The sequence below is a fragment of the Sorangium sp. So ce362 genome, from assembly GCF_051519845.1.
GTDB lineage: Bacteria > Myxococcota_A > Polyangia > Polyangiales > Polyangiaceae > Sorangium.
Genome location: NZ_CP150332.1, coordinates 3,287,501 through 3,302,569 on the forward strand (window position 1 = coordinate 3,287,501; position 15,069 = coordinate 3,302,569).

11 protein-coding genes and 1 tRNA gene (1 of these 12 running past the window's edge) are annotated in these 15,069 nt (G+C 72.1%); 6 read left to right on the forward strand and 6 right to left on the reverse strand.

Going from position 1 to position 15,069, the window contains the following annotated elements:
* Positions 1 to 2,288, forward strand: partial view of a biosynthetic peptidoglycan transglycosylase gene (locus WMF17_RS13060; RefSeq protein WP_437649689.1) — the 3' portion only. It extends 82 nt beyond the left edge of the window; the window shows 2,288 of its 2,370 coding nt (coding positions 83–2,370); the start codon falls outside the window, past its left edge; it ends in the stop codon at positions 2,286 to 2,288.
* A gap of 24 nt (positions 2,289 to 2,312) precedes the next feature.
* Here the strand turns inward: WMF17_RS13060 and WMF17_RS13065 are convergent, their stop codons facing one another.
* From WMF17_RS13065 to WMF17_RS13075, 3 genes are all read right to left on the reverse strand, one after another.
* Positions 2,313 to 2,855: a nucleoside deaminase gene (locus WMF17_RS13065; RefSeq protein ID WP_437602371.1), complete on the reverse strand. Its 543-nt coding sequence runs from the start codon at positions 2,853 to 2,855 to the stop codon at positions 2,313 to 2,315.
* 34 nt (positions 2,856 to 2,889) lie between these two features.
* Positions 2,890 to 2,963: transfer RNA gene (locus tag WMF17_RS13070), tRNA-Arg, on the reverse strand.
* A gap of 825 nt (positions 2,964 to 3,788) precedes the next feature.
* Positions 3,789 to 4,409 (reverse strand): hypothetical protein, encoded by a 621-nt coding sequence (locus tag WMF17_RS13075; protein ID WP_437602372.1) that lies wholly within the window; start codon positions 4,407 to 4,409, stop codon positions 3,789 to 3,791.
* Between the two features lie 24 nt (positions 4,410 to 4,433).
* On the opposite strand from WMF17_RS13075, the gene WMF17_RS13080 reads away from it, so the two are divergent.
* The 5 genes from WMF17_RS13080 (at position 4,434) to WMF17_RS13100 (ending at position 12,218) form a co-directional block, all read left to right on the forward strand.
* Positions 4,434 to 5,288 carry a redoxin domain-containing protein gene (locus WMF17_RS13080; protein WP_437649691.1) on the forward strand — a complete coding sequence of 285 codons (855 nt, stop codon included), beginning with the start codon at positions 4,434 to 4,436 and terminating at the stop codon, positions 5,286 to 5,288.
* Positions 5,289 to 5,312: 24 nt separating this feature from the next.
* Positions 5,313 to 6,716, forward strand: a complete 1,404-nt coding sequence (locus tag WMF17_RS13085; protein WP_437602374.1) for a VWA domain-containing protein — start codon at positions 5,313 to 5,315, stop codon at positions 6,714 to 6,716.
* Between the two features lie 16 nt (positions 6,717 to 6,732).
* The gene (locus WMF17_RS13090) at positions 6,733 to 8,265 is read left to right on the forward strand and encodes an acyl-CoA carboxylase subunit beta (protein WP_437602375.1); all 1,533 of its coding nucleotides are present in this window, start codon (positions 6,733 to 6,735) and stop codon (positions 8,263 to 8,265) included.
* A 115-nt stretch (positions 8,266 to 8,380) separates the two neighbouring features.
* Positions 8,381 to 10,816 (forward strand): S8 family serine peptidase, encoded by a 2,436-nt coding sequence (locus tag WMF17_RS13095; protein WP_437649693.1) that lies wholly within the window; start codon positions 8,381 to 8,383, stop codon positions 10,814 to 10,816.
* 133 nt (positions 10,817 to 10,949) lie between these two features.
* On the forward strand, positions 10,950 to 12,218 hold the full coding sequence (locus WMF17_RS13100) for a pyridoxal phosphate-dependent aminotransferase (protein WP_437649694.1): 1,269 nt from the start codon (positions 10,950 to 10,952) through the stop codon (positions 12,216 to 12,218).
* Here WMF17_RS13100 and WMF17_RS13105 read toward each other — a convergent pair.
* From WMF17_RS13105 to WMF17_RS13115, 3 genes are all read right to left on the reverse strand, one after another.
* Positions 12,205 to 13,791, reverse strand: coding sequence for a L,D-transpeptidase (locus WMF17_RS13105; protein ID WP_437649696.1), 1,587 nt, complete (start codon positions 13,789 to 13,791; stop codon positions 12,205 to 12,207). The two genes, WMF17_RS13100 and WMF17_RS13105, sit on opposite strands and share 14 nt — an antisense overlap.
* Before the next feature lie 177 nt (positions 13,792 to 13,968).
* On the reverse strand, positions 13,969 to 14,127 hold the full coding sequence (locus WMF17_RS13110) for a hypothetical protein (protein ID WP_437602379.1): 159 nt from the start codon (positions 14,125 to 14,127) through the stop codon (positions 13,969 to 13,971).
* 184 nt (positions 14,128 to 14,311) lie between these two features.
* Positions 14,312 to 15,046, reverse strand: a complete 735-nt coding sequence (locus WMF17_RS13115) for an AgmX/PglI C-terminal domain-containing protein (RefSeq protein WP_437649698.1) — start codon at positions 15,044 to 15,046, stop codon at positions 14,312 to 14,314.
* Positions 15,047 to 15,069 lie beyond the last annotated feature (23 nt).

The following is a 15,069-nucleotide window of genomic DNA, read 5'->3' on the forward strand; positions in this document are numbered from 1 at the left end:
TGCGCTACCAGGCGGATCGGGCCGCCGACGGCTACGGGGCGTCGCTCACGATCGAGCAGGTTCGACCCACGTGGGCTGGCATCTCGCTGAAGGGGGTGGACGTCCGGCTGCGGGGCGCGCCAAGCGTGGCCATCCGGCTGGACGAAATCGCCGTCGCGCTCGGCTTTTCCGGGCGCCGAGTGGCGATGTACGGGGGAACGGTCTCCGCCGTCGGCCCGCGAGAAGCGATCCTCCACGAGCTCGAGACATGGCGGGCTGGGCAGCCTCCTGGACGCGCCGGCGCGGCCCCGAGGGAGGGGGGCGGGAGCACCGAGCTGGAAGGGCTGAAGGTCGTCTGGACCGATCGGGCGGACTCGCCCAAAGAGAGCCTGTCCGCGACCGGAGTATACCTGTCGCGCGCTCAAGGGCGGACGTCCATCTCCGCGCACGAGGCGATGCTGTCCCTGGGGCGCGCCGCCTTCTCGGTTCGAGAGGGCCGGCTGGTGCTCGTCCGGGAACAGGCGCGGTACCAGGTGAGCGAGCTAGCGGCTGCAGCCATCGATGCCGAAGTGGCCCTCCCGGAGGTCGAGCCCGAAGCGCAGGTGGCGCCCGAACGGGGTGGGAGCACACGACCGGTTCAGGTCAAGACAGCAGCGGAGCCCGGCGACGGGTACAGGGCGGGCCAGGACCGCGGGGCTGCGTTTCGAGAGGCGATCGTGCGGGCGGCCCGGATGATCGATCTGGCGCTCGGCGAAGGGGCAAAGGTCGAGGTCGCAGGGGTCACCGCGCGCCTCAAGCGCAAGGCCGAAATGCTCAACCTGGGGCCGGGCAGCCTCGCCGTGCGACGGGAGGCTGGCTCGCTCGTCGTGGAGCTCTCGCCCGGAGAGGCGGCGATCGCGACCACCGGCGCCGATGCCCAGCAGGCGCTCAACTTCCGGCTTCGCGTGCCCATCAGCGACGCAAAGGAGACCCCGCAGGAGATCGTCGCCGACGTGCAGGGGGGGCCCATCTGGCTCTCGACCCTCGGCGTTCACGAGGGCGACATGGGGCTGTTCGATGTGGCGCGGACCTCGATCGTGAGCCGCGCGCGGGTCGTCCTGTCGGCGGACGGTCAGACACTGGGCGTCGACGGCGAAGGGAGGCTGAAGAACCTCTCCCTGCGGAGCACGGCCCTGGCGGACGAGCCCATCGCCGGGCTCGATCTGGCGTGGCGAGCCAAGGCGAACGGCAAGCTCGACGGGTCCAAGCTCGTCGCCGAGGACGCCGAGATCGATCTCGGCGCGCTGAGGCTGATCGCGCGCGGCGAGTACGAGCACGCCGGGGCTTCGCACCGGGTCCGCGGCAGCTTCGAGGTGCCTCTCTCGGCGTGCCAGTCGATGCTGGATTCGGTGCCCAAGGGGGTCGTGGCGAAGCTCCACGGGATGAGGCTCGCCGGCTCGTTCGGGATCGAAGGGAAGCTCCGCTTCGACACCGCCAACCTGGATCGGACCTTCGCGCTGGACTGGGGCATCTCCAACACCTGCCGCGTCACGGAGATGCCGCCGGAGCTGAGCGTCGACCGCTTCAAGCGCGCGTTCCGGCGTCTGGTCTACGGGCCACGCCGCCAGCGCGTCGAGATCGAGTCGGGGCCGGGGACCGCCGAGTGGGTGCCCTACGAGGACATCTCCCGCTTCATGGAGGTCGCCGTGCTGACCACGGAGGACGGCGGCTTCCATCGGCACCACGGGTTCGACGAGGAGGCCATCAAGAACTCGATCCGCGAGAACCTCCGGAAACGGCGGTTCGTGCGGGGCGCGAGCACTGTCAGCATGCAGCTCGCCAAGAACCTCTACCTCGAGCGGACCAAGAGCGTGGCGCGCAAGCTCCAGGAAACGCTGCTCACGATGTACCTCGAGCAGGAGCTCACCAAGGAGCAGATCATGGAGCTCTACCTGAACGTGGTGGAGTTCGGGCCGCTTGTCTACGGCATCGGCGCCGCCGCGCGGCACTACTTCAACGCGTCGGCGGCGCAGCTCTCGCTGGGGCAGGCGCTCTACATCGGGTCGATCCTGCCCAACCCGAGCGTGCAGCACTTCAATGCCAGCGGCGAGGTCACGCCCACGTGGAGCGGGTACCTGCGCAAGCTCATGCAGATCGCGCACAGGCGCCGTCGGATCTCCGACGAGGAGCTCGAGAAGGGGCTGCAGGAGACGGTCGTGCGGGGCTCCCCCGCGCCCCATCTTGCGCCCAGGCCGCCCACCGGGGACGGCAGCGAGGCTGTCGACGAGCGACCAGAAGAGGAGCAGGGCGGCGCCTGGGTGGCGCCCTGACCCGCGCCCGGGCGGGCCTGGACGTCAGCGCCTCTGGGCAGCGGTCCGGAGCTTCGCAAAGAACGCGCGGAGCAGGGCGGCGCACTCGTCCGCGAGCACGCCCGACGTGACCGCAAAGCGATGGTTGAGCCGGGTGTCGCGCCCGATCGCGAAGAGCGTGTCGACCGCTCCTGCCTTCGGGTCCGGACAACCGTAAACGAGCCGCGCGATCCGGGCATTGACGAGCGCGCCCGCGCACATGGGACACGGCTCGAGCGTCGCGTAGACCGTCGCGCCTTCGAGCCGCCATCGACCCAGCTGCCTTGCCGCGGCCCGCAGCGCGTCCACCTCGGCGTGCCCGGTCGGATCCTGATCGATCTCGCGCCGGTTACGGCCGCGCGCCAGCACGACCCCCTCCGCGTCGACGATGAGCGCCCCCACGGGCACGTCGCCGGCAGCCGCCGCAGCCTCGGCCTCCGCGAGCGCCTCGCGCATCCGCAGCGCATCGACGCCGCCGGCACCTTCGTCGCCGGCATCCTCCGATCGCGGTATGGCGGAGGAGAGCACATCGGCTCCGTCATCGATCATGACGGTCTCAGGATCTGTCACACAACCAATCAGGCGCGCCCAGGAAGATTCGAACTTCCGACCCCCGGCTTCGTAGGCCGATGCTCTATCCAGCTGAGCTATGGGCGCTCTGGTGAAACAAGTAGCAAGACGTGGCTACGCCACCGCACTCCTCGCGTCGCGCTCGTTTGCGCGAAGTGAGTGCCGGCGTTTATACGCCCCCGAGCGGCCTGTCAAAGGAAAAGTGATCGGAACCTGAGGGCGCTCGCTCAGGGGCGTGACTTTCGCGGGCAAATAGCGCCGATTCTCGCTGCTCCCTCGGGGGCTCTGCTCCCGCCTCGTGGCGAGCCACGCCTCCATGGCTGAGCTCGCCTTTGTCGTGAGCCGTCCACACGACCGAGCGAGCGAGCGGCCCGCGCCGTCCCCTGGCCGGCGATGCGCACGGAGCCGGCCGCCGGGGCAGCCGACCGCAGGACAAAACAATGGCGCGCGGCGATTCCACCACGGAATGGCCGCGCGCTCTCACACGCTCTCGAAGGCAAGCGAAGCTCTGAAACGCTAGAAAGGGCGAGCAGGCCAAGCAGACAAAACGGTAGAAGGCGTAAGCCAAGCAGCAGCTGAGCGATGGACGAGGCGAAACAGCGCCAGCCGAACGACGAAGCGCAAGCTAATGAGGCCCGTCAGGAGGGAGGAGGACCGCGACACGCTGCAGCCCACAGCGAAGAACACGGTCAATTCCGCCTTGAGCAGCCTCCGTGCCATTTCGCCGCGTCGGCCCCGGTGCGCCCTCGGCACGGGGCGTCCGGCGGAATAATCACGTTTCACCGCGGTTTCTTCGGTGGTCACGGAATCCCCTCCAACGAGAGCTCGGGCGGCGATGTCGCGCTGGGCGCCGTGCTTCGCAATCTTTGCGTAGTTGAGCCACCGACCGCCGGCGGGTCGCGACGCACTGCGCTATCGCGGGCCTCCGAAGAGACGATCGTGCGGGGCGTCTGCATGGCAACGTTTGCAGAGGGATAAGGCGCCGCGGTGGGTGGACGTGCCCTGCGGTGTGAGGACGAGGTACTCCCAGTCGCCGCCGTCAGGGTCGTAGCCGGCCGAGCGCTTCACCATGGCGAGCAGCGTCACCGGCTCCGACGCGCCCGCCGGGTAGTGGAGCTCGACGACGGCCGCGCCGGGCGGGAGAACGCGAGCCGGGCCGAGCGCCGGGTAGGGAGCGGCGGCCGCGTTGATCCGCACCTCGGCTTCCATCTCGCCGGTGAAGTGCTGGGAACGAGCCCGGCCCGTGGCAGGCGTGAAGCTCGCGAGCTGGCCGGCAAGCTCCCAGGCCGACGGCGCCGCGGGCGCAGGCGCAGCGGGCGCAACGGCCGATGCGCGCGGCTCGGCGGCGGCGCTGGAGCCGCGCCCGATCCACGCCGTTGCCCCCTCGGGGTGCGTCCGGGAACGCGTCGGCGCACACCCGAGCGGCAAGGGAGCCGACCCCCAGGGGGACCGCGCCCCCGTCGAGAGCATCGGCAAGGCCAGGGCCGCCGCAGCGAGCGCGCTCCACGCAGAGAGGCGGGGTCGGGACCGCACCGGTCGAGATGCTACACTGCCAGGATGCACCTGGCCTCTTCCAGGCGAGGCCGCGTCTGGCGCGCCCTCTTCGCTGCGACGTTTGTCGCGCTGTCGGGCACCGCGCTGATGGGAGGTGCCTCACAGGCGGCCGCCGAGGAGGCGCCCCGCCGCGCCTGGCTGGGCGTGGAGCTGGAGCCCGGGCCGGCCGGGGGGGTGCTCGCGAAGCACGTCGTCACCAGCTCGCCGGCGGCCAAGGCCGGCATCGTGGACGGGGATCAGGTCGTCGCGGCGGATGGCGTCCCGCTCGAAGATCCGAAGCAGCTTGTCGCCCGTGTCGCGCTCGCCGGGCCGGGCAACGTGGTGAACCTCCGGATCCGGCGCGGCGGCCAGGAGCGAGATGTCGCGCCGACGCTGGTGCCGTTCCCAGGGCGCGATCAGATCCTTCGCCTCGACAAGATCGGCACCTTCGCGCCCGCCTGGAAGCCGCTCGCCACCGTCGCGGGGACCGTTCCGGCGAACGTCGGGGCCCTGCGTGGAAACGTGGTGCTGCTCGATTTCTGGGCCACGTGGTGCGCGCCGTGCCGCCTGATGGCCCCGCAGCTCTCGAAGTGGCACGCGGCGTACGCCGCGCAGGGGCTGCGGGTCATCGGCCTGACGAGCGACAGCGTGGGCGTCGCCACGAAGACAGCGCAGGCCCTGTCCATGCGCTACGCGGTCGCCGCGGACGCCTCGGAGTCGACCTCCGCGGCGTACGGCGTCAACGCGCTCCCCACGATGTTCGTGATCGACAAGAAGGGCGTCATCCGCGATGTGGTGGTCGGGTACGACCCGTCCCGGCACGCCGAGATCGAGAAGCTCCTCAAGGCGCTGCTCGCGGAGCCTGCGCCGGTGCCGTAGCCGCCGCGGGGCCGGTAGCTCCCCATGCTGCTCTCCATCGACGAATTTCTATGGGCGCTGCGGCGCGACGGCTTCGCGGTGTCGACGGCGCAGGCCATCGACGTCGCGCGCGCGTGCGCCCTCGTCGGGTTCGGCGACCGCGCGCGGCTGCGGGACACCATCGGCGCGGTGGTCGTCGAGCGCGCCGCCGATCTCCGCCGGTACCATGCCTCCTTCGACCGCTTCTTCTCACCGGAGGGCGCGCACGTCGGCGATCTGTGGGCGCGCCTGCGGGAGCGCGGGTTCTCGGAGGGGGAGCTCTCGGCCCTGCGCGATCTGCTGAGCGCGGCCGCGGAGCGGAGCGGCGCGTTCGGCGACGCGATCGGGTTCCAGGCGCTCGCGGGGACCGCAGGGGAGCTCGACCAGGCGCTCCGGTCGGCGGGGATCGCGCGCGTGCTCGCGCCGATGACGAGCTCGCTCCAGGTCGGGTTCTTCGCGCAGCGGGTGATGGATCAGCTCGGGGTGCCGGCCGTCGCCGGCGCGCTGCGGAGGATCCGGAGCGCGCTCGAGGAGGCGCTCGGCGAGGACCGGGGGAAGGCCCTCGCCGAGGCGCTCGCCGCCGAGATGGAGCGGATGCGGCACCGCGTGCGCGAGCACGTGACGCTCGCGCTCCGGCGCCTCGAGGGGGAAGAGCCCGCGGCCCTCGGCCGCATGGACGTGCCGTTCGCCTCGCTCAGCGAAGGCGAGATGGACGAGGTGCGTCGCGCCGTGAGGGCGCTGTCCCAGAGGCTCCGGGGCGCCGAGAGGCTCCGGAGGCGCCGCGCGCGGCGCGGCAGGATCGATCCCCACCGGACGCTGCGGCGCAGCCTCCAGACCGGCGGCGTGCCCTTCCAGCCGGCCCGGCGGGCGCGCCGGCGCGACAAGCCGCGCCTCATGGTCCTCTGCGACGTGTCGGACTCGGTCCGCGTCGCCGCGCGGTTCATGCTCGAGTTCGTCTGCGCGGCGCAGGAGCTCTTCGACCGGACACGATCGTTCGTCTTCGTGAGCGAGCTCGCCGAGACGACCGAGCTCTTCGCGACGATGCCGGCGAGCGCGGCGCTCGAGCGCATCCAGCGCGGCGAGGTGGTGAGCCGCGCGCACAACTCGAATTACGGGCGCGTTCTCCACGCCTTCGAGGAGCGGTACGGGCGCGACGTGGACCGGCGGGTGACCCTCGTGATCCTGGGCGACGGGCGCACGAACTACTTCGCGGACGGGGCGGAGGCCGTCAGGAGGCTCCGCGACCGGGCGCGGGCGCTGCTCTGGCTGTGCCCCGAGGGGCCCGGCGCCTGGGGGACGGGAGACAGCGCGATGCTGCGCTACGCCGCAGCGTCGACCAAGGTGCTGGTGGCCCGGACCGCGCGGGAGCTCGAAACGGCGGCGCGGGAGGTGGTCGCCCGGCGCGCTTAGGGCTATGGGTCGCGCCATGTCGCTCGATCAGAAGCTGAGGGAGCTCACGGCGCGCATCGAGAAGGGGGGCGCGCAGAAGTACCACGAGAAGAACGCGGAGCAGGGCAAGCTGTTCGCGCGGCAGCGCGTCGCGCTGCTCCTCGATGAAGGGAGCTTCATCGAGGATGCGGCGCTCGCCAACGCGCTGGATCCCGAGCTGCCGGCCGACGGTGTCGTCACGGGCACCGGGACCATGGGCGGACGCCCCGTCTGCGTGATGGCGAACGACTCGACGGTGAAGGCCGGCTCGTGGGGGCGCCGCACCGTCGAGAAGATCCTGCGCGTGCAGGAGACCGCGCGGCGCCTCCGGTGCCCGCTGCTCTACCTCGTCGACTCCGCGGGGGCGCGGATCACCGACCAGATCGAGATGTTCCCCGGGCGGCGCGGCGCGGGCCGGATCTTCTACAACCAGGTCGAGCTGAGCGGCCTGGTGCCGCAGATCTGCCTGCTGTTCGGCCCGTCGGCGGCGGGGGGCGCGTACATCCCGGCGTTCTGCGACGTCGTGTGCATGGTCGAGAGCAACGCGAGCATGTACCTGGGCTCGCCGCGGATGGCGGAGATGGTGATCGGCGAGAAGGTCACGCTCGAAGAGCTCGGCGGCGCGCGCATGCACTGCTCGGTCTCGGGGTGCGGGGACGTGCTCGTGAAGACCGAAGAGGAGGCGATCGCGTTCGCGAAGCGCTACCTCGCGCTGATGCCGCAGAGCTCCGCGGAGGCCTCGCCCCGCGTCGAGCCGCGACCGGAGAAGCCAGGGCAGCGGCCGCTCGAGGAGGTGATCCCCGCCGACGAGAACAAGCCGTTCGACATCATGGCCGTGATCGACGCGGTCATCGACGAGGGCAGCTTCGTCGAGATCAAGAAGCTCTACGCGAAGGAGATCGTCACGGGGCTCGCGCGCATCGAGGGGCGCGCGGTCGGGATCGTCGCGAACCAGCCGAAATACAAGGGCGGCGTGCTGTTCGTGGACTCGGCCGACAAGGCCGCGCGGTTCATCTGGCTGTGCGATGCCTTCAACATCCCGCTGCTGTACCTCGCCGACGTGCCCGGCTTCATGATCGGGACGGTCGTCGAGAGGCAGGGGATCATCCGGGCCGGCGCGAAGATGATCGCCGCGGTGAGCGAGGCGACCGTGCCGAAGCTGTCCGTCGTCGTGCGCAAGGCGTACGGCGCCGGGCTCTACGCGATGTGCGGGCCGGCGTTCGCGCCGGACGAGTGCATCGCCCTGCCCTCGGCGTCCATCGCGGTGATGGGGCCGAGCGCCGCGGTGAACGCCGTTTACTTCAACAAGATCCAGGCGATCCCGGCGGGGCCCGAGCGCGAGGCGCTCGTCCAGAAGCTGCGCGACGAGTACCGCGCCGACGTCGACCTGGAGAAGCTCGCGAGCGAGCTCGTGATCGACGCGATCATCCCGACGGCGAACCTCCGCCGCGAGGTGGCGCGCCGCTTCGAGCGATACGCCGGCAAGGTCGAAGAGCGGCCGCGCAAGAAGCACCTCGTGCCGCCGGTGTGAGCGGCGCGCCCGCGCGTTGCGCGTGGCTCCGCGGCGCGATCCGGAGAGCGCGCGGCGCGGGCGACGCGCTCCGCGGGCCCGGCCGCGTGGGAAGAAGGTGGTGTAGACTCGTCGCGTGCTTGCCCGCAGGCTCCCGCTCCCCCTCGCGCTGCTCGGCCTCGCTCTCGCGGCGGGTGATGCGCGCGCCGACGTCCCGGCCCCGGCGGTGGCGCGCCTGCTCAGCTCGCGCCTTGGCCGGCACCCGCTCGCCGATCCGCGCGGGCGCATCCCCGTGCTGGTGCCGCTCCCCGCCGGCGCCGACGCGCGGTCGCTCGGGCTGCTCCCGGTCGCGCCGGGCTTCGGGGCCGTCCGTCTCGCACCCGGCGACGTCGGCGCCTTCGCCGCTGCGCGCCCGGAGCTCTCGCTGCTCACGGGACCGCCGCGACAGCCCCTCCTCGATCGATCCAAGAGGTGGATCCACCTCGAGCCGTACCGGAAGGCCACCGGAGCGGACGGCCAGGGGGTGATCGTCGGCGTGGTCGATACCGGGATCGACGTGGCCCACCCGGATTTTCGGGACAAGAACGGCAAGACACGGATCAGATGGGTGCTGCAGGCCGGGCGCCCCAGAGGGCTGCACGGATCGCTCGAGCAGCGCTACGGGTGCGATGATCCGGAGCAGTCCTCGTGCGCGATCTTCTCCGGCGCCGATATCGACGCCATGCTCGCGAAGGGGGATACGGGCATCCTCCGCGACATCGCGGGGCACGGTACGCACGTGGCCTCCATCGCGGCGGGCAACGGCGGGCCGATGCTCCCGAAGCTGTCGCGGTACGTCGGGGTGGCGCCCGCCGCGACCCTGATCATCGCCGCTCCGTCGCGGCCCGGTGAGGGCTTCGAGGATCCGGACATCCTCAACGCGGTGAGGTTCATCTTCGATCGCGCCGAGGAGCTCGGCATGCCGGCGGTCGTCAACCTGAGCGTCGGCAGCGACTTCGGGCCCCACGACGGGACGAGCCCGCTCGAGGCAGGGCTCGCCGCGATGGTCGGCGACGCTCACCCGGGACGCGCGATCGTCGTCGCCGCCGGCAACAGCGGCGCGATGTACGAGCTCGACGGCGAAGGACCGATGGGGATCCACACCGAGGCGCACATCTCGAAGTACGGCGAGACGCGCGTGCCCATCCGTACGCCGAGCGCGTCGAGCGGGCAGGGATACGTCTGGATCACCTTCAGGCCCGGGGACGAGGTGTCGGTCGGCCTCGAGGGGCCGGGCGGCGAGACGTGGATCGGCCTTGTCGAGCCCGGAGAAGACGCCGGCTACACAAGCGACGACGGCGAGACGACCGGCGCCGTGATCAACCGGCTCGCGAACGGGAAGTCGCCCATCACGGCGGACACGAACAGCGCCGTCGTGGCCTTCAGCGGGGCGTGGAAGGCGGGCGAGTTCGCGATCCGCCTGCAAGGCCACGGGGACGCGCAGCTCTGGGTGACGGGGCTCGGCGACGTCTCGGTAGCGCACGATCTCGGGCTCCAGTTCACGCGCGGCATCCAGCAGGGGACGATCAACGTGCCCGCGAGCCACCCCGGCCTGCTCGCCGTGGGATGCACCATCAACCGCGTCCGCTGGGAGCCGTACGAGAGCTCCACGAGCGTGCGCTTGACGAGCCTCGACGGCGAGGCGATCAAGGAGGGGAGCGCCTGCTACTTCAGCGCGACCGGCCCCACGCCGTTCGGGGTGGCCAAGCCCGAGATCAGCGCGCCCGGCGGCCTGGTCGCCGCCGCGATGGGGAGCGAGGTCGACCCCCGCGACAGACCCGGAGGGCTGTTCGATACGCCCGGGTGCCCCGACGACACACCCTGCTTCGTCGTCGACGACCACCACGCGATCGCGTCGGGCTCGTCGATGGCGGCGCCGCAGGTCGCAGGCGCGATCGCGCTCCTCTTCCAGAACAACCCGAACCTGAGCCAGGCAGAGGTCACGGAGGTGCTCCAGGCCGGCGCGCGGCGCGCAGAGGACGCCGAGCCGTTCGGCGCGCAGCTCGGGCCCGGCGTGCTCGATCTGGAGGGCGCGCGCCTCGCGCTGGAAGCCGCCGAGACCGGGGACACCGCGCCGGCGCTCGACAAGAGCTGGTACGTCCTGTCGAGCACCTACGCGAGGCCCGACCCGTCCTGGCCGGTCTGGGGGACGATCGAGCTGCGGCGCGCGGACGGAGCCCCGGTGAGGGTCCCCGCCGACAAGCTCACGGTCGCGCTCCGCGGCGGGGTGATGCACACGCCGCTCAGAGAGGTGCGCCGCGGGCTGTGGCGGTTCGCGTTCGCAGCGCCGCGCGGCTCCGGCGGAGCCGCGCTGGCCGTCGACGTGCTCTACGACGGCGCGTCGCTCGGCGCGCACGAGCTCTCGGTCGGGAGCGACGTGTGGATGGCGAACGGGGAGCTCGAGGCAACGAGCGGCGCGTGCTCCTGCGCTGCCGTCGGTGCGGACCGCGCGCCGCCGCCGAACCGCGTCGCCTTCGGGCTCGCAGGCGCCCTCGCCGCCGCGTTCGCGGCGCGACGGCGGCGCCGCGGCTGAGCGCCGGCCCGGGCCGGGGCCCGACCTCGGCCCCAGGAGCCCGCGCCCGGCTGCAGTCCGGCGGCGTCCGTGTCACCGTGGCCGGGCGGGCACCAGGGCAGGGCAGACCACGATGACGATGGAGCAAGGGACCATGGAGAGACAGGTGAGCGCCGATCGACCTCCCACGGCAGAGGCGGACACGGGGCGCATGCCCGCGCCGAGGCCGCTCCGGTTCGCGGCGCGCACCGGCTGGGACCTCTCGGAGAACCGGCTCGCGTCCGTCCTCGTCGAGGCACGCCGGGCAGGGCGCGCGCTCGTCGACTTCACCGAGTCGAACCCGACGCGATGCGGGATCATCGAGACGGCTCCCCTCATCGCGCGGCTGGGCGAGCCGCGCGGCTCCAGGTACGCCCCGCTGCCGCTCGGCGACCCCGCCGCGCGCGCCGCGGTGTCGCGCTACTACCAGGAGCGCGGGATCGACGTGGATCCGGCGGGCGTGGTGCTGACGGCCAGCACAAGTGAAGCGTACGGCTGGCTGCTCAAGCTGCTCGCCGAGCGCGGCGACGACGTGCTCGTCCCGGTGCCGTCGTACCCGTTGCTCGAGTACCTGGCCTGCCTGGAGGACGTCGCGCTCACGCCGTACCCGCTCCTCAAGGAAGAGGGGTGGCGCATCGATCTCGGCGCGCTGGAGCGCGCCGTCGGCGAACGGACGCGCGCGGTGGTGCTCGTCCACCCGAACAACCCGACCGGCTCCTTCGTGCGCCGCGACGACGCCGCGGCGCTCGAGGCGTGCGCCCGGGAGCGCGGCCTCGCGCTGATCGTCGACGAGGTCTTCGGCGACTACGCGCACGGAGACCTCGCCCCGGACCGCCTGCCGAGCTTCGCCGGAAGGCGGCAGGCGCTGACCTTCGTGCTGAGCGGGCTCTCCAAGGTGATGGCGCTGCCGCAGCTCAAGCTCGGCTGGATTGCGGTCTCGGGACCGCCGGAGCTCGCCGCCGCGGCGGTGGAGCGGCTCGAGATCATCGCCGATACCTACCTCTCGGTCGGCACCCCGGTGCAGCTCGCGCTGCCGGAGATCCTCGCCGCGCAGGCGCCCGTCCAGCGCGCGATCCTGTCGCGCGTTCAGGCCAACCTGGCGGCGCTCGACGCGGCGATCGCGGCGCGCGCCGGGGGCGCGGTCAGGCGGCTTCCGATCGACGGCGGATGGTACGCGACGCTGGAGGTCCCGCGCGTGCACGACGAGGACGGCTGGGTCGAGCTCCTCGTGCGCGACGAGGGGATCATCGTCCACCCCGGCTACTTCTTCGACATGCCGCGCGACGGCTTCCTCGTGGTCGGCCTGCTGCTCGAGACGGAGGTGTTCGCGGAGGCCGCGCCGCGGCTCGTGGACCGGATGGCGCGCGCGATCAGCGGTGAATGAGGACGACCGTGGAGCGGCCGGCGTCGCGAGAGGCCCGCAGACCGTGCCACCCATCCGGAACCGGCGGGTCGGTCCAGGCGAACATCTGCTTCGCGTCGATGGGGGAGAGGTTGACGCAGCCGCCGCTCTTCAGCTCGCCCCAGGCGTCATGCCAGTACGCGCCGTGCAGCGCGTGAGGGCCGTGGAAGTTCTGCACGAACTGCACCTCGGAGTGGACGATGTTGTCGTTCGAGCTCGACACCATCGTCGCCGTCACGAACTTCCCGTCGATGCGGAAGCGCCCCGTCGGCGTCGCCGCGGTCTCGATGGCGGGGATGCCCTTCTGCGGGACGCCGCCGCGCCCCGGTGAGATGAGCGTCGCGAAGACCGGGGTGAGCTCCTCGTAGGCGACGAACCAGCCGCCGAGCACGCTGATCTCGATCCACTTGCGCGGCGGTGAGGAAGGCTCGTTCTCGCCCTCGAGCGGCGAGCGCTTCGCCGCCTCGATCACCACGGCGTCGTCCGCGTGCACGTAGATCCCCGGCTCCTGCGTCTCGAGGAACCGCTCGCCGTCCTCGACCTCGGCGCGGCTCGTGAGTCCGACCGAGGCGAGCCGCGCGAACGACGCGCCCATGGGCTCGAAGCGGCCGCCGGCGCCCCGCTGGTACTTCGGTCGATCGGTCTTGCGGAAGAACGCGAGCGGGAGCGAACGCTCGCCCTTCAGCCACACACCCTGGAAGCTCGAGCGCGGGTACGGCCTCAGCCGATCCTTCGGCATGTACGCCTGGTCCGACGTCACCACCCAGGTCCGATCCTGCGCGTCGAACACCCGGGTGAACGCCACCGTCGAGCCGTTCACGATCCTGTCGCGCCCCTCGCGCACGAGAGCGCCAAAGGGAAACAGCGCCGGCGCGGCGACGCCCGCGGGCTTCAGATCGACCCCGACGAGGGCCTGGTCGATCTCCCCGATGGCTTCGTCGCTCAACCCCTCGGCGGCGCGCACCTTCGCGGCGTTCGCGAGGTGCTTCTCGATGTCCCACTCGGAGCGCCGCAGCTCTTTCGCGCTCGGGAGCTGCCGGTAGCGCGGCGCGCCGGTCGACTCCGCGTAGTCGTAGGGCCACGGCGAGTCGATCCTGGGCGCGTGCGGCCGCAGCGCGGCGACGACCGGGTCGTTCGGGTCGACCGTGGCGCTGGCGCCGGCGCAGACGTAGCCCCGCGGCTCGACTGCGTACCACGCGTCGCAGCCCTCGCCCGGCGTCCGCGCGGTCTCGACGCTGCCGCCGCGGAGCGCGACGGAGCCGCCGAGCCCCAGGTAGCCGCTCCAGCCCCGTGTCGGGTACGGGCCGGGGTTGATCCATGCAAACCGCGCCTTCGAGTGGATGCGCGCGCCTTCCTTCGCCGCGCTCGGCGAGGGCGTCGCTCCGGCCTCCGCCTGGACCGGGGTGGGTGCCGTCGCGAGGTGCGCCGCCTCGACGACCGCGGCGCGCGGCGCCTCGGCGGCGGCGGCGCGCGGCGCCTCGGCGGCGGCGGCGCGCGGCGCCTCGGCCGCGGCGGCATGCGGCGCATCCGCCTCGAGCGAGGCCGGCGCCGCCAAGGCGGGGCTCTCTTCGGAACAAGCCGCGGTGCCTCCCGACGCGATCACGCACGCCAGGGCGGCGAGGAGCAAGGAGGAAGGTGACCTAGCCATGCAAGCGGGAGAGACTACTTGCCGGAAGCCGCCGCGGACAAGCCAGCGGCGCCCGCGCCGCCCGCCTGTCCCAGGAGAACCGCCCTACAGCCTGCCGAGCACGGCCACGACGAGCAGGATCACCCCGACGAGCGCCGCGGTGAGCATCATGAACCTCGCCAGCCGCGGCTTCAGCCACCTCCACAGGACGAGGCGAGCCACCTTCCACAAGAGCACCAGGATCTGCCGGAGGACCTTGCCCACGACCGGAGCGTAGCTCAGTCGCGTGGCGCGCGCCCCCAGCAAGGGCGGGAGATTTCGCGCCCGATGGACAGGCCCAGCGACAGCCCTCCGCGCCGGACGGGGCCGGGACACAGCGGCAGGCGGCGCGCTGGCCGGCCCCTCCGCCGGCGCTGGCCAGCGGGCGGACGGCCGGCAGCGAGCGGCGTCAATCGATGTCGACGCTCACCTTCGAGGCGTAGCTGCCAGGGGAAGGGAAGGTGATCTCGCGGAGCGCGCCGGCGACACACTCGGCCGCCTCCTCGCCCCGTTCGTCGGCGCTGGAGACGCCCACGCTGAGCGGCTTGCCGTCGGTGTCGATGTAAAGCGTCGCCTTGAGCTGGGCGCCGCCCGCCTGGCTCCGGCAGGAGTTGAGCGCCGGCCGCGCCTTCTTGTACGGCGTCCCGAGCTGGTCGGGCGTCCACGGCACCGGCGGGCGCTCGTCGCTGCTCGGCTCGAAGGTGAAGCTGTTCTCCGCCAGGCCCTCTCCGCCGACCGGCTTCGGCCACCGCGCCGCCTTCAGGACGCCGAGCATGCACGTCTCGGTCTCGCGGTCTCCCAGGGTCGAGTCCTTCACGAACGCCCAGCGCGCCGTGCCCTCCTCGGTCACCCGGACCTTGAAGCGGATCTCGCCGCCGAGATAGGGGATCCGCTGGACGCCCCTGTGATAGCAACGCGAGAGCCGCGGAGCGGCGCGCTCGAACGCCGCCTGCACCTTCTCCTCGTTCATGCCGCCGATCTCGGACCGCGCGCTCATCGTCGAGCGCGACGCCTCGATAGGCTCGGCGTCGCGCATCACCGGCGCCGCGGGCGTGGGGTCGGCGCCGCCGCAACCCGGGAGGGCCGCGGACGACAAGACAGCAACGAGGGGGACGGTGCCCCTGAGCAAGCCAATGAATTTCATGATCCGGCGAGGACTCTATACGA